The 13657-nt window shown below is 66.1% G+C and carries 13 protein-coding genes and 2 riboswitches; of the genes, 7 read left to right on the top strand and 6 right to left on the bottom strand.

The window, feature by feature from the left end:
* Nucleotides 1-19: 19 nt before the first annotated feature.
* Nucleotides 20-125, bottom strand: a riboswitch (glycine riboswitch).
* Nucleotide 126: 1 nt separating this feature from the next.
* Nucleotides 127-230: riboswitch (glycine riboswitch) on the bottom strand.
* 237 nt (nucleotides 231-467) lie between these two features.
* A complete protein-coding gene (glmS, locus tag C8J25_RS07125) occupies nucleotides 468-2291 on the bottom strand; it encodes a glutamine--fructose-6-phosphate transaminase (isomerizing) (protein WP_107953641.1) in 1824 nt (607 codons plus the stop codon).
* A gap of 26 nt (nucleotides 2292-2317) precedes the next feature.
* The gene (gene glmU, locus C8J25_RS07120; protein WP_107953639.1) at nucleotides 2318-3712 is read right to left on the bottom strand and encodes a bifunctional UDP-N-acetylglucosamine diphosphorylase/glucosamine-1-phosphate N-acetyltransferase GlmU; all 1395 of its coding nucleotides are present in this window, start codon (nucleotides 3710-3712) and stop codon (nucleotides 2318-2320) included.
* 62 nt (nucleotides 3713-3774) lie between these two features.
* On the opposite strand from glmU, the gene C8J25_RS07115 reads away from it, so the two are divergent.
* Nucleotides 3775-4458: an HAD family hydrolase gene (locus C8J25_RS07115; RefSeq protein ID WP_107953637.1), complete on the top strand. Its 684-nt coding sequence runs from the start codon at nucleotides 3775-3777 to the stop codon at nucleotides 4456-4458.
* Nucleotides 4455-4814 (top strand): VanZ family protein, encoded by a 360-nt coding sequence (locus C8J25_RS07110; RefSeq protein ID WP_107953635.1) that lies wholly within the window; start codon nucleotides 4455-4457, stop codon nucleotides 4812-4814. The genes C8J25_RS07115 and C8J25_RS07110 overlap by 4 nt, the downstream gene beginning before the upstream one ends.
* On the opposite strand, the gene C8J25_RS07105 is transcribed toward C8J25_RS07110, so the two are convergent.
* Genes C8J25_RS07105 through C8J25_RS07090 form a run of 4 tightly spaced genes read right to left on the bottom strand, consistent with a single transcriptional unit; the run spans nucleotide 4811 to nucleotide 7347 of the window.
* On the bottom strand, nucleotides 4811-5800 hold the full coding sequence (locus C8J25_RS07105; RefSeq protein WP_107953633.1) for a nucleotidyltransferase domain-containing protein: 990 nt from the start codon (nucleotides 5798-5800) through the stop codon (nucleotides 4811-4813). The genes C8J25_RS07110 and C8J25_RS07105 overlap by 4 nt on opposite strands.
* Nucleotides 5785-6645: an HprK-related kinase A gene (locus C8J25_RS07100; protein WP_107953631.1), complete on the bottom strand. Its 861-nt coding sequence runs from the start codon at nucleotides 6643-6645 to the stop codon at nucleotides 5785-5787. The genes C8J25_RS07105 and C8J25_RS07100 overlap by 16 nt, the downstream gene beginning before the upstream one ends.
* The gene (locus C8J25_RS07095) at nucleotides 6642-6917 is read right to left on the bottom strand and encodes an HPr-rel-A system PqqD family peptide chaperone (RefSeq protein WP_244186863.1); all 276 of its coding nucleotides are present in this window, start codon (nucleotides 6915-6917) and stop codon (nucleotides 6642-6644) included. The genes C8J25_RS07100 and C8J25_RS07095 overlap by 4 nt, the downstream gene beginning before the upstream one ends.
* Before the next feature lie 4 nt (nucleotides 6918-6921).
* Entirely contained in the window at nucleotides 6922-7347 is a 426-nt protein-coding gene (locus C8J25_RS07090) for a hypothetical protein (protein WP_107953629.1), read from the bottom strand.
* Between the two features lie 213 nt (nucleotides 7348-7560).
* Between C8J25_RS07090 and C8J25_RS07085 the strand changes: the two genes are divergently transcribed.
* The 5 genes from C8J25_RS07085 to pstB all read left to right on the top strand — a co-directional run bounded on the left by C8J25_RS07085 (nucleotide 7561) and on the right by pstB (nucleotide 13643).
* The gene (locus C8J25_RS07085; RefSeq protein ID WP_107953627.1) at nucleotides 7561-8787 is read left to right on the top strand and encodes an ATP-binding protein; all 1227 of its coding nucleotides are present in this window, start codon (nucleotides 7561-7563) and stop codon (nucleotides 8785-8787) included.
* A gap of 46 nt (nucleotides 8788-8833) precedes the next feature.
* Nucleotides 8834-9892, top strand: a complete 1059-nt coding sequence (locus C8J25_RS07080) for a substrate-binding domain-containing protein (RefSeq protein WP_107953625.1) — start codon at nucleotides 8834-8836, stop codon at nucleotides 9890-9892.
* 304 nt (nucleotides 9893-10196) lie between these two features.
* Complete coding sequence (gene pstC / locus C8J25_RS07075) at nucleotides 10197-11573, top strand: phosphate ABC transporter permease subunit PstC (protein ID WP_107953623.1); 1377 nt, start codon at nucleotides 10197-10199, stop codon at nucleotides 11571-11573.
* Nucleotides 11566-12864 (top strand): phosphate ABC transporter permease PstA, encoded by a 1299-nt coding sequence (gene pstA / locus C8J25_RS07070; RefSeq protein ID WP_107953621.1) that lies wholly within the window; start codon nucleotides 11566-11568, stop codon nucleotides 12862-12864. The genes pstC and pstA overlap by 8 nt, the downstream gene beginning before the upstream one ends.
* Complete coding sequence (pstB, locus tag C8J25_RS07065) at nucleotides 12864-13643, top strand: phosphate ABC transporter ATP-binding protein PstB (RefSeq protein WP_056051462.1); 780 nt, start codon at nucleotides 12864-12866, stop codon at nucleotides 13641-13643. Before pstA ends, pstB begins: the two co-directional genes overlap by 1 nt.
* The last annotated feature ends 14 nt before the right edge of the window (nucleotides 13644-13657 follow it).

Here is a 13657-nt window from a genome sequence, read left to right as displayed (position 1 = left end):
ACCAAGGGGTGCAACGATCCGAACCCCCTCTGTCACGGGACCTGAGAGCTTTCGCGCCGGACTTGTCCAGCGCTTACCCCTTCGGTGGCCCTCGACTCACGTCAGGACGCTTTCCAGAGTGTCGATCAGCCCCGCGCGGTCTCTGGTGCCTGAGAGATTCCGGGGTGGTTGCTCCTTCGGCGGTTCCATCAGCCCTGAAAGGACCGGAAACGCTCTCCCGCGCGGTGCCATGCCGGTTGCCCGACATCGACGCCGCGAGTTGTGACGCGGCGCACAATCTTAGTCAATCGAGGGTTTGGGGCGGGGGGAAGAAATTGGTGGATACCCCGTCCTTAGCACCACCCCGGCGAAGGCCGGGGCCCAATTGGAAAGGTCGCTGTAACAGAGGACTGCGCCTCAGTTACCTCCGTCCCCCAATTAGGCCCCGGCCTTCGCCGGGGTGGTATAACGGGTGGGGTACGGGCGCGTTATTCGACCGTCACGCTCTTCGCGAGATTACGCGGCTGATCCACATCCGTGCCCTTGAGCACCGCGACGTGATACGCGAGCAACTGGACCGGTACCGCGTACACCAGAGGCGCGATCAGCGGGTGGACCTTGGGCATGGTGATGGTCGCCATGCAACCTTCGCCGGCAGCCTGGATGCCGTCGTAATCCGAGATCAGCACGACCTTGCCGCCGCGCGCCATGACTTCCTGCATGTTGCTGACGGTCTTGTCGAAAAGCGGGCCTGAAGGTGCGATGACGATGACGGGAACATGCTCGTCGATCAGCGCGATCGGGCCGTGCTTCATTTCGCCGGCGGCATAGCCCTCGGCGTGGATGTAGCTGATTTCCTTCAGCTTGAGCGCGCCTTCGAGCGCCAGCGGGTAATCGGTCCCGCGCCCTAGATACAGCACGTCGCGCGCGCCGGCGATGTTGTGCGCCATCGCCTCGATCGCCTCGTCATACGCCAGCGCGCCGTTGAGCGCGGCGGGCGCCTCGGCGAGGTGGCGGACGATCTCGCGCTCCTGGTCCTTGCTCAGCAGCCCCTTGGCATGCGCCAGATTGGCCGCGAGTGCCGCGAGAACCGCCAACTGGCAGGTGAACGCCTTGGTCGATGCCACGCCGATTTCAGGCCCCGCATGGGTCGGCAACAGAAGGTCGGCCTCGCGGGCCATCGTGCTGGTCGGCACGTTGACGACGACTGCGATCTTCTGGCCCTCGGCCTTGGCGTGGCGCAGCGCCGCGAGCGTGTCCGCGGTCTCGCCCGACTGCGAGATGAAAAGAGCGAGGCCGCCCTCCTCCATCACCGGCTCTCGGTAGCGGAATTCGGACGCGACATCGAGGTCGACGGGGACGCGCGCGAACTGTTCGAACCAGTATTTGGCGACCATGCCCGCGTAGAAGCTCGTCCCGCACGCAACGATCGTCACGCGCTTGATGGTCGACAGGTCGAACTCTGGGATCGGCAGCGTGATCTCGCCTTCCATCCGCTTCAGATACGAACGCAGCGTCTGTGCGACGACGATCGGCTGCTCGTAGATTTCCTTCAGCATGTAATGCTTGTGGTTGCCCTTCGAGATCACGTCGCCGGTAATGCCCGAGATCGTGATGGCGCGTTCGACAGGCGCGTTGTCGCGGTCATAGACCTGCGCGCCGTCGCGGGTCAGAACGACCCAGTCGCCCTCGTCGAGGTAGGCAATACGCTGCGTCAGCGGGGCGAGCGCCAGTGCGTCGGAGCCGAGATACATCTCGCCTTCACCGTGGCCGACGACCAGAGGCGAGCCGAGCCGCGCACCGATCAGTAGGTCGGGATGCTGGCGGAACAGGATGGCAAGCGCGAACGCACCATGAAGCCGGGGTAGGATCTCGCGGACGGCCGAAACCGGGTCCATCCCCGCCTCGATTTTTTCGCTCACCAGATGCGCAACGACTTCGGTGTCGGTTTCGCTGGTGAACGTCCGGCCGCGCGCGATCAATTCGTCGCGCAGCGGCTTGAAGTTCTCGATGATGCCGTTGTGGACCACCGCGACTTCGCCGGTGGCGTGCGGATGCGCGTTGTTGGTGGTCGGGCCGCCATGCGTCGCCCAGCGGGTATGCGCGATCCCGGTCTTGCCAGGCAACGGATGCGCGGCGAGTTCGTTCGCCAGATTGACCAGCTTGCCCGACGCACGACGCCGCTCGATCGCGCCGTCATTGTCGGTCGCGATGCCAGCCGAATCATAGCCGCGATATTCTAGCCGCTTCAGGCCATCCAGGAGACGACCGGCAACATCCTCGCCGCTCAGGATTCCAACGATACCACACATTTACATCATACTCCGTGGAACGGGTCTTACTTGCCGCTTGCCTGCGCGGCCTTACGCGCGATCATGCCGTCGCGAAAGCGCTTGGCCCAGCCGGCCCTCGCGGTTTGCGGCGGGCGGACCAGCGCAAGGGCATCGGCCTCGACGTCTTCTGTCAGAACCGAGCCCGCTGCAACGATCGCGCCTGCACCGACCGTGACGGGTGCTACCAGCGCCGAGTTCGAGCCGATGAATGCGCCCGCGCCGATCACGGTGCGGTATTTGAAATAGCCGTCATAGTTACAGGTGATCGTCCCCGCGCCGATGTTCGCGCCCGCGCCAATATCCGCGTCGCCGATATAGCTGAGGTGGCTCACCTTCGCGCCTTCGCCGATCACGGCCTTCTTGATCTCGACGAAATTGCCGACCTTGGCGTCCGCATGCAGGTCCGCACCGGGGCGGAGGCGGGCGAACGGACCAACGTTCGCGCCCTTGCCGACTGTGGCTCCCTCGACGTGGCTGAACGCGTGGATCGTCACGCCGTCGGCGATGCGCGCGCCGGGGCCTAACACGACATTGGGCTCGATGACGACGTCGCGGCCGAGGACCGTGTCGTGCGAGAACCAGACCGTGTCGGGCGCGATCAACGTGACGCCGTCGGCCATCGCCTGCGCGCGTCGCGTTGCCTGCCATGCCCCTTCAACGCTGGCGAGTTCACCGCGACTGTTGACGCCGGCGACTTCGTCCGCGCCGGTTTCGATGACCGCGGACGATCGGCCGGCGGCTGCGGCAAGCTCGACGATATCGGTAAGGTAATATTCGCCCGCCGCATTGTCGTTGCCGAGCCGGTCGAGCAACGCGAACAGATCGCTCGATCGTACCGCCATCAGCCCGGAATTGCACAGCGTCACGGCGCGTTCCGCCTCCGACGCGTCCTTATACTCGACGATCCGGTCCATTCGGCCCGCGGCATCGGCGATCACGCGACCATAGGCCCCGGGATTTTCAGGACGAAAGCCGAGCACGACGACGGCGGGCGTGTCGTCGGCGTGCAACCGGTCGATCATCCGCTGCATCGTCGTGGCGGTGACGAGCGGAACGTCGCCGTAGAGGATCAGGACGTCGCCCTCGAACCCGGCCAGCGCCTCGCGGGCCTGCGCGACCGCGTGGCCGGTGCCGAGTTGCTCCGCCTGGAGCGCAGTGGCGATCCCAAGCGGCGCCACCGCCGCCTCGACCTGTTCACGCCCTGCCCCGGTCACGACGACGGTCTTCGCCGGCTGCAACGCCGCCGCGCTTGCAACGAGATGCAGCAGCATGGGTCGGCCGGCGATCGGGTGAAGCACCTTGTGAAGATCGGATTTCATCCGCGTACCCTTGCCGGCGGCGAGGATCACGACTGCGATGGGGTGGGCCGGAATCGGTTGGTCGATAGAATGCGTCGTCATGGAAGGATCGCTGCCACGAAAGCCTTGCCAATTCCATAGTCTCGCTGGCAGGCCCGCCCCCAATGACGCATTTTTTATTCGATATCGTCGGGTTCGACCTAGACGGCACGTTGCTCGACACGAGCGGCGACCTAGCCGCCGCCGTCAACCACGCGCTCGCTACGGTCGGTCGCCCGCCCCTCACCGTCGCGCAGGTCAAGCCGATGATCGGCGGCGGCGCGCGGCACATGCTCAAGCAGGGCCTGACCGCGACCGGCGGCTATGACGAACCGATGCTCGATGCGCTGCATGCCAAACTGCTCGCCTATTACGAGGCGAATATCTGCGTGCTGACAAAGCCTTACCCAGGTGTGATCGCAGCGCTGGACGCTTTGACTGCGAAGGGCGTGACGCTGGGGATCGTCACCAACAAGATCGAACGGTTCGCGCGGACCGTGCTGGGCGAGCTCGGGCTGACCGATCGTTTTGCGTGCATCCTCGGCGGCGATACGATGACGGAGTCGAAGCCCTCTCCGATGCCGATCCACGAGATGGTGAAGCTGTGTCGTGAAAGCGGGGGCGGCGGAGACCGCGCGGCGTTCGTCGGCGATTCGATCTTCGACATCCAGGCGGGGCAAGCAGCAGGCCTGCCGACGATCGCGTGCAGCTTCGGTTTTCTGATGCAGCCCGTAGCAGAGCTTGGCGCCGACGCGGTGATCGACGGTTTCGACGAACTCATCCCGACGCTCGAAAGGCTTGGCGCATGAACCGGACAACGCTCACGCGTATCGCCCTGATCGTGGCGATCGTCTTCGCGGTGACGATGGCTTTGCTGCCGAAGCCGCCGCACATGCCGATCGACCAGTTCGGCGACAAGTTCGGGCACATGCTCGCTTTTGCGACGATGGCGTTGCTGGCGGCGCTGTCGTTCCCGACCGCGCGGCTGTTCCGGATCGGCGAGCGGCTGTCGTTCCTCGGCGCGATGATCGAGGTCCTGCAGGCGATCCCGTCGCTCCACCGCGATTGCGACATCTACGACTGGATCGCCGATACGTTTGCGATCACCGTCGTGTTGCTTATCGTCTGGGCCGTCCGGCGCAAACGTGGCGCGCGTCTCAACTAAGCCTTGCGCCACTTCGTCCAGAGGTGGCGGGCGAGCATTGCCGGGGGCATGCGTAGCCAGTGCGAGCGGACGTAGAAGGCTAGCCGGGTTAATGGTCGGGTCGGCCTGCCCCAGCCATCTCGCGCGGTGATGCGGCGAATGTAGAAACGATCGATGCCGGTCGGCTTGCCGTTGCCGAAGAGCGCATCGATCACCCGGAGCGACCGGCCGACTTCTTGGCATAGTCCGTGGCTTTGCGCTTCCGCATCGAGCCCGTCCATGCCGAAGTCATCGACCAGACAGCGGATATCCCACAGGTTGCGCAAGCCACCGGCGAGATCGCCATCGGCGAACAGATGCGCCGCGGCGTGAACCAGCATGCCGTTGGGGGAGAGCGTTCGCAGACCATTCTCCAGCGCCATGCTTCCGTCGATAAGCGCCGCCGCATCGGGCGTAATTCGCGCGGTTAGCGGCAATATGGTGTGGTGGACGTCGATCATCCGGTCGCGGTCGCGATGAATCAGCGGGGGGAGCTCGTGCATCCAGCGGCGGTAATAGACATCGTCATACGGGTCGGGCTTCACCCATTCCCAACCGGCCGCGAGCAGCGCCGCCTCGACCGCATCGAGCGATACACGCGGCACCAGAATATCGAGGTCGCCGATCGAACGCCCCTGCCCTGCCGACAATCCCGCGGCGACGAACGCGGTGCCCTTCAGCAGGATGACTGGGCAATCGACCGCAGATAGCGCCCGCCGTGCCATCTCGGCCTCCCATAGCGCGGCACGGCGGCCGTGCTCGGCGGCGGCGCGGGCGTCGGCCAGGATGGCCTTCACGCTATCCGGCATCGGCAGGCCGTCGAGACGCATCGCCAGCGTACCGATCAACTGCTCCGCTCGCGCCATCGTCAGCAGTGCGGTCCAGCCGTCCCAATCGAGCCCGACGATGCTGGCCGGATCGGCGAGCGCGCGAGCAAGGATGTGGGCATCGTTCACAGGGCGGACCATAGCGCTTCGACCTGCTCGATCGCGCTCGCACCGTCCGGATAATCGATCGCGACCGAAGGAACGTCGGCGATCAAGCCCGTCAGCGACCGAAAGCCGGCCTCGCCCAGCGCGACGTAATTCGTCGAGGCCTGTGTCATCCGCACGAACGCCTCGGCCGGCGGCACCGGTCGCGTCTCCGCCTCGAAACCATAGCGCGGAAACACGAGCAGCGCGGGCGTGGCGGGCACATCCATCGCCGCGATCGCACGCGCGTCGGGGACCATGTGGCGGATGTCGCCTTTCGGCGTCGCCGGCATCAGCGGCCCCATCCGCGCGGTCGGCCATGCCGCCTCGGCCGCCGCGATCGCTTCATTCTTGAGACTGATCAATCGCGGGAACGCATGGATCAGCCCGGTCGCGGGATCGAGCAGCGCGAACTCGTCCCCCATGAACCGCCAGCCCTTCACCGCGAGCAACGTCGCGAGCGTCGATTTTCCAGCGCCCGAAATGCCGGTCATCAACAGCGCGCGACCATCGCGTTCGACTGCGGATGCGTGGAGCAGCAGATAGCGGCGGGCGCCCAGCGCCATCTGCAGATTCATCGCCATCTCGGCTGCGAGCAATCCTTGGCGGAGCGGCAAAGGTGCAGCTTCAGGGAGCATGTAGTCGCCACCGATCTCGACGGACGGGCGGATTAACCGTCGCCACGGACGCCGCGCAAACAGGCGCACGGTGAAGTCCGGCACGCCGTCGTGCGGCTTAGGGTAATCGCGGTACAGGCTTTGGAGTTCGGCGATCGGCGCGCGCCAGTCGGAGCCGATGCGGAAACCGATCGGCCCGATGCGGACGGAAAAGGCGTACCTCATGCCCGCTCAATCAGTCCGGCTTCGACGAGTTCTTCGAGCCGTGCCGCCAAAGCCTCAGGCGTACCGTCGTCGAGATCATAGTCCCGTCCAAGCCGCTCCAGGAGGACGTCCAGCGACGATGCCCCCTCGCCCAGCACCGCTAGAATCTGCGGCGCGGGTTCGGTCAGCAAGTGCGTGATCCCCGACGCGCGATGATAGACCGCGGTGAATTCATCGAGCGGCGCGATCAGCAGGCCTCCGTCGAGCGGTCCCCGAAAGATCGTCCCCGACACGGCTTCAGCCGCGCGGCATCTGCAACGATGCGAAGCAGGTGAAGCCGCCCTGGCCGCGCTGCAACCGGCGGATATATTTGACGTACGCGCGGCTGCGGTCCGAATCGGTGCCGGGCAGCGTGCTGCCGCTCGCCATCGCGCGCTTGACCTCTTCGCCCTTGAACGCGCGCGTCGAGGGTGGGAATGCGCCCTTCGTACGCGCCGGTACGACGCCGCCGTTCGCATCAATATAGCTGCCGGCGCGGCCCGGATCGGGCACGGGGATCTCACAGTTCAGCACCGAGCCGGCGGTTTGGGCCAGCGCCGGACGGATCGACATGACCGCACCCGCCGTCACTGCACCCAACGCCAGCACGCGACGACGCGATGGAACGCCGGTGTCGGTCTCCGCGGTTGCGACCGGGTCCTGGTTGAGTTCGATGTCGTCCATGATGCCCCTGCTAGACCACAGCCCTTTCATAATCCTGAAGCGCTGACAACATCGCCGTATCGACGCTTGGAAGAGCGTGCCGGAGTAGGACGACTTCGCACGCCGTTCAATTCCGCGGTCGGCAAGTCGACGGCGCCAACAGACGATACCGGTTTGCACCGTGCCGCTGTATGGCGCTGCGCATGGACGTCGATTCCGTCCCAGGAGACCGCAATGCTTTCCGGATTTGGCCTGCGTACGTTTTGGGCGATCGTCGTGGTCGTCATCGCTGCCGTGGCGGTGTTCGCGCTTACGCATGACGTGCAGGGCGCGATCGTCGCGCTTGTCGGGGGAATCGCCGCCGCTTTGGTCGCCGCCGGAACCGGCGACGAGGCGCCTGCCTTGGATGACGCGACAAGCGTGTCGCCGTCCGTGCTCGACGACGTTCTCGACGCGATCGTCGCGCCGGTGATGCTGGTCGAGGATGGACGTGTGGTGGTCGCCAATCGCGCCGCGCGGACGTTGCTCGGGGCGCATATCCTTGGCGAGGACGCGCGCGTCGCGATCCGCCATCCTGCCGCCGCCGAACGGCTGGGAACGCCGGGGCCGATCGACGGCGAGCGGCCGATCGAACTGGTCGGGCTCGGCACGCGCGACCAGCGCTGGGAAATGCTGCTCAGCGAGACGTCGGAGGGCCAGCGCATCGTCCACCTCGTCGATCAGACCGGCAACTATGCCGCCGAGCGGATGCGGATCGATTTCGTCGCCAATGCGAGTCATGAATTACGCACGCCGTTGGCGTCGATCCTCGGCTTTATCGAGACGTTGCGCGACGAGGCGGGCGAGGATGCCGAGGTCCGTGCGCGGTTCCTGAAGGTGATGGACGACGAGGCGCGGCGGATGCAGCGGCTGGTCGAGGACCTGATCTCGCTGTCGCGCATCGAGGCGGAGAAGTTTCGCCTGCCCGACCAGGCGGTCGATTTCGCGCAACTCGTCGAGGACACGCGCGAGGAACTCGCCGATGCCGCGGGCGATCGCGGGCACGATTTGGTCGCGACGATCGATCCGAACCTCTCCTCGGTGTCGGGGGATCGGGTGCAGCTGTCGCAGATGCTCCACAACCTCATCGGCAATGCGATGAAATACGGGCGCGCGGGGACGCCGGTGACGATCGAGCTGAAGCGCGACGATGCCGGGATGATCCGCCTGTCGATCCGCGACGAGGGCGACGGGATCGCGGCGGTGCACATCCCGCGGCTGACCGAGCGCTTCTATCGCGCGGATGCGGGACGCAGCCGGTCGCTGGGCGGTACGGGTCTCGGGCTGGCGATCGTCAAGCATATCGTCGAGCGGCACCGAGGACGGCTCGATATCGCCAGTCAGGTCGGCGTCGGGACGGTGGTTTCCGTCATCCTGCCCCCGAGCGGCGGCGCAGCCAAAGGCGCTGTCATAAAAGGGTAACCCAACTGTCACACAGGATCGTCTTAAGTACCGCTAAGGCCGGTGCATGACGGGAATTCTGGTGCAGCAGTTCGTTCTTTTAGGGGTGGTTGGGGCTCTGGCCGCGTGCGTCGATCAGGCGAACGGCGGCGGTGCGGGCTCGCGTGACCAAATCACGGCTGTCGGGTCGTCGACGGTCTATCCGTTCACGACGATGATCGCCGAGCAACTCGTCGCCAACGATCCCGACGCGAAGGCGCCGGTGATCGAATCGACCGGCACCGGCGCGGGCATGAAGCTGTTCTGCGCAGGCGTCGGCGCGGCGCATCCCGATATCGAGGACGCGTCACGGCGGATGAAGGCGAGCGAGTACGCGACGTGCGCGAAGAACGGCGTGCGCGACGTGATCGAGATCCAGGTCGGGATCGACGGCATCGCCTTTGCCGAGGCGAAGAACGGCCCCAAGATGCAGCTGACGCCGACCGATCTCTACAAGGCGCTCGCCGCCAATCCGGGGGGCAAGGTGAACACGGCTCGGGTGTGGCACGACGTCAATCCTGCGCTGCCCGCTGTGCCGATCCAGGTTTACGGGCCACCGGCGACCAGTGGCACGCGCGATGCGCTGGCCGAGCTGATCCTGACCAAGGGGTGCGAGGCTAGCGATCCTTCGGCCAAGGCGCTCGCGAAGTCGGATGCCGAGGCGCACAAGGCGTTGTGCACGCGGGTGCGCGAGGACGGCGTGTATGTCGATGCGGGCGAGAACGACAATCTGATCGTCCAGAAATTGCAGTCGAATCCGAATGCGATCGGCGTGTTCGGGTACAGCTATCTCGAAGAGAACAAGGACAACGTGAACGGGGTATCGATCTCGGGCGTGGCTCCGACCTATGCGACGATCGCGGACAATGCGTATCCGGGGTCTCGGCCGCTCTATATCTATGTGAAGAAGGCGCATTTGACGGCGATCCCGGGCTTGCGGAACTTGTTGAAGCTGTATGCGGCGAACTGGGGGGCGACGGGGCCGTTGGTAAAGCGGGGGTTGATTGCTTCGCCGGCGGCGATCCAGGCGCGGTCTGCGGCGATTATCGCGAACGAGACCGTGCTCGATCCCGCGGTGTTGTCGTGAGTCGCTTATCCTCCAACCTCGCTCCCGCCCTAGTTCCCCCGCGAACGCGGGGGCCCAGGGGCCAAGCACGCCATCGGAACTTAGCTGGGCCCCCGCATCCGCGGGGGAACCGGGGTTCGGCTACGTTTGGTTCACACAAGGCCACCACCCCGGCGGAGGCCGGGGCCCATTTGGGCACCGTTGCATTGGCTGGCGCTGCGCCCCGTTACCTCGACCTTTCCAACTGGGCCCCGGCCTTCGCCGGGGTGGCGGCTAATGACTTGGTGCGCATGCGCGCAACCAATCATTGCGGGCGAGAAGTATAATGTCCCCCATCGCTCTTCTCTTCCTAGTCCTCGGCCTGGGCCTCATCGGCTGGCTTACCGCACGAGTCCGCGCCACGCGGTTCCGTACCGGCAGCACCGTGCGGTTCAGTTCGCTGCCTTCGCACCACGGCTGGTACGTCGCGCTGTGGACAGCCATCCCGCCGCTCGTCTTCCTCGTCGTCTGGTCGATGACCGCGCCGGCGCTCGTCACCGATGCGGTGCTTGCGACCCCGGCAGCGATCCAGCTCCCCCCGCCCGGCTTCGACCGCGCCTCGATCCTGTCCGAAGCGCGTAGCCTCGCGGAGGGCCGCAGCTTCGGCGCGTTCCACGGGCTCGCACGCACGCTCGCCCCGTCCTACGCCGCGGCGCAATCGCGCTACGACTGGATCGCCACCGCCGCCGCCCTCCTGCTCGCGTTCGCAGGTGGCGCGTTCGCCTTCACCCGCGTCAAGCCCGGCTTCGGCGCGCGGACGCAGGTCGAGCGGGTCGTGATGCTGATGCTGCTCGGCGCGTCGCTGATCGCGATCCTGACCACGGTCGGTATCGTCGCCTCGCTGCTGTACGAATCCGCGCGGTTCTTCTCGGTCGTGCCGATCACCGATTTCCTGTTCGGCACGCACTGGAGCCCGCAGGTGATCGACGGCCGCGATCCGGGCGCGTCGCTCGGCGCGGTGCCGCTGTTCTGGGGGACGTTCTTCATCGGCGCGGTGATCGCGATGATCGTCGCCATTCCGTTCGGGCTGATGAGCGCGATCTACCTTACGCAATATGCCGCGCCCAACACGCGCAAATGGATGAAGCCGATCCTCGAGGTGCTCGCGGGCGTGCCGACCGTCGTCTACGGCTATTTCGCCGCGCTGACCGTCGCCCCCGCGGTACGTGACCTCGCCGTATCGGTCGGGATCAGCTGGGCGTCGTCGGAAAGCGCGCTCGCCGCGGGTCTCGTGATGGGCATCATGATCATTCCGTTCGTGTCGTCGATGGCCGACGACTCGATCGCCGCGGTCCCCTCGTCGATGCGTGACGGCAGCCTCGCGATGGGCGCGACCTCGTCCGAGACGATCCGCCGCGTGCTGCTCCCGGCAGCCCTACCCGGCGTCGTCGGCGGCGTGCTGCTGGCCGTGTCGCGCGCGATCGGCGAGACGATGATCGTCGTGATGGCCGCGTCCGGCGTCGCGACGCTGACGCTCAACCCGTTCGCCAGCACCACCACGGTCACCAAGCAGATCGTCGACCTGCTGACCGGCGAGGCCGAGTTCGACAGCCCCAAGACGCTTGCCGCATTCGCGCTCGGCCTGACGCTGTTCGTGGTCACGCTCCTCCTCAACATCGTCGCGCTGCGCGTCGTCAAACGGTACCGCGAAGCCTATGAGTGACACGCTCGTGCCCCAGATTCCGGTGACGAATGCGGAGCCCGTGCGCCGCGTGCCGACCGACTGGACGACGCAGGCGATGCAGTCGCGCATCCGGCGCCGCTATGCGTCCGAGCGTCGCTTCCGCTTCGCCGGGCTCGCCGCGGTGTGGCTGTCCGCCGCCTTCCTCGCCTACCTGCTGATCACGATGGTGATGCAGGGCGCGAGCGGGTTTGTCGAGACGCGCGTGTCGCTCCCGGTCGATCTCGCCGCCGCCAAGCTGCCGATCGAGCCCGCCCGCCTTGTCGGTCGCGGCGCCGATCTCGCGCTCGCTGGCGCAGGACTCGAAGGCACGGTCGACCTCGCCGCCACGAAGGCGTTCGGCAAGGACGGCACCGACCTCCTGTCCGACGGCGCCTGGGCGGTGGTGCGCGATGCGATCAAGGCCGACCCGTCGCTGCTTCAGCGCAGGACCGTGTTCGAGGTCCCCGTATCCAGCCCGATCGATGTCGCCGCCAAGGGCAACGGCACGCGCGACGCCGAAGCGATCGTCGCGCGGCTGAAGGCGAGCGGCGCGCTGACCCGTGGGTTCAACGCGGGCTTCCTCACCTCGGCGGACTCGACCGACGCCACCCGCGTCGGGATCTGGGGGGCGTTCAAGGGGTCGCTGTTGACGATGATCGTCACGTTGCTGCTGGCTTTCCCGATCGGCGTGCTATCCGCGCTGTACCTCGAGGAATATGCGCCGAAGAACCGCTGGACCGACCTGATCGAGGTCTCGATCAACAACCTCGCCGCGGTGCCGTCGATCATCTTCGGGCTGCTCGGGTTGGCCGTGTTCCTCGGCACGTTCGGCATGCCGCGTTCGGCGCCGATCGTCGGCGGTCTCACGCTCGCGCTGATGACGATGCCGGTCATCGTCATCGCCGGCCGCAACGCGATCAAGGCCGTCCCGCCGTCGATCCGAGACGCCGCGCTCGGCATCGGCGCATCGCCGGTGCAGGTCGTCTTCCACCACGTCCTGCCGCTCGCGCTGCCCGGTATCCTCACCGGCACGATCATCGGCATGGCGCGTGCGCTCGGCGAGACCGCGCCGCTGCTGATGATCGGCATGCGCGCGTTCATTGCAGCCCCGCCGTCCGGGCTAAGCGATCCCGCGACCGTGCTACCCGTCCAAATCTTCCTCTGGTCCGATCAGGTCAGCCGTGGCTTCGTCGAGAAGACCTCCGCCGCGATCATCGTCCTGCTCGTGTTCCTGCTCGCGATGAACGGCGTCGCGATCTACCTCCGCAACCGATTCGAGACCCGCTGGTGATGCCAAAACCTTTCAAGCCTCCCGTCCTCAAGATGACGGCGCGCAACGTCTCTGTCGCCTATGGCAGCAAGATCGCGATCAACGACGTCTCGATCGACGTCGACCAGGACGAGGTGGTCGCGTTCATCGGCCCGTCGGGCTGCGGCAAGTCGACCTTCCTGCGCACGCTCAACCGCATGAACGACACCGTTGCCAGCGCGCGCGTCACCGGCGAGATCAAGCTCGACGGCCAGGACATCTATTCGCCCGACATGGACGTGGTGCAACTCCGCGCGCGCGTCGGCATGGTCTTCCAGAAGCCCAACCCATTTCCGAAATCGATCTACGAGAACGTCGCCTATGGCCCGCGCATCCACGGGCTGGCGGGCGCCAAGGCGGATCTCGACCGGATCGTCGAGAAGTCGCTGCGTCGCGCCGGCCTGTGGGACGAGGTCAAGGATCGCCTGAGCGACAGCGGCACCGCGCTGTCGGGCGGCCAGCAGCAGCGGCTGTGCATCGCGCGCGCGATCGCGGTCGATCCGGAGGTCATCCTGATGGACGAACCGTGCTCGGCGCTCGATCCGATCGCGACCGCCAAGATCGAGGAGCTAATCCACGAACTGCGCGGCCGCTACGCCATGGTGATCGTCACGCACAACATGCAGCAGGCCGCGCGCGTCAGTCAGAAGACCGCGTTCTTCCACCTCGGCACGCTGGTCGAATACGGCAACACCTCGGACATCTTCACCAATCCCCGCGAAGAGCGGACCAAGGATTACATCACCGGCCGTTACGGCTGAGTCGGGAAACGACC

Origin of the sequence: Sphingomonas faeni (genome assembly GCF_003053745.1) — a bacterium.
GTDB classification, from domain to species: domain Bacteria; phylum Pseudomonadota; class Alphaproteobacteria; order Sphingomonadales; family Sphingomonadaceae; genus Sphingomonas; species Sphingomonas faeni.
Note: the sequence above shows the minus strand (reverse complement) of the source record. Positions and strands in the feature narration are given on the sequence as shown.

What these genes read in the sequence shown, in the direction of transcription:
- glmS (WP_107953641.1), bottom strand. Translation starts at nt 2,291, where the DNA reads ATGTGTGGTATCGTTGGAATCCTGAGCGGCGAGGATGTTGCCGGTCGT.
- glmU (WP_107953639.1), bottom strand. Translation starts at nt 3,712, where the DNA reads ATGACGACGCATTCTATCGACCAACCGATTCCGGCCCACCCCATCGCA.
- C8J25_RS07115 (WP_107953637.1), top strand. Translation starts at nt 3,775, where the DNA reads ATGACGCATTTTTTATTCGATATCGTCGGGTTCGACCTAGACGGCACG.
- C8J25_RS07110 (WP_107953635.1), top strand. Translation starts at nt 4,455, where the DNA reads ATGAACCGGACAACGCTCACGCGTATCGCCCTGATCGTGGCGATCGTC.
- C8J25_RS07105 (WP_107953633.1), bottom strand. Translation starts at nt 5,800, where the DNA reads ATGGTCCGCCCTGTGAACGATGCCCACATCCTTGCTCGCGCGCTCGCC.
- C8J25_RS07100 (WP_107953631.1), bottom strand. Translation starts at nt 6,645, where the DNA reads ATGAGGTACGCCTTTTCCGTCCGCATCGGGCCGATCGGTTTCCGCATC.
- C8J25_RS07090 (WP_107953629.1), bottom strand. Translation starts at nt 7,347, where the DNA reads ATGGACGACATCGAACTCAACCAGGACCCGGTCGCAACCGCGGAGACC.
- C8J25_RS07085 (WP_107953627.1), top strand. Translation starts at nt 7,561, where the DNA reads ATGCTTTCCGGATTTGGCCTGCGTACGTTTTGGGCGATCGTCGTGGTC.
- C8J25_RS07080 (WP_107953625.1), top strand. Translation starts at nt 8,834, where the DNA reads ATGACGGGAATTCTGGTGCAGCAGTTCGTTCTTTTAGGGGTGGTTGGG.
- pstC (WP_107953623.1), top strand. Translation starts at nt 10,197, where the DNA reads ATGTCCCCCATCGCTCTTCTCTTCCTAGTCCTCGGCCTGGGCCTCATC.
- pstA (WP_107953621.1), top strand. Translation starts at nt 11,566, where the DNA reads ATGAGTGACACGCTCGTGCCCCAGATTCCGGTGACGAATGCGGAGCCC.
- pstB (WP_056051462.1), top strand. Translation starts at nt 12,864, where the DNA reads ATGCCAAAACCTTTCAAGCCTCCCGTCCTCAAGATGACGGCGCGCAAC.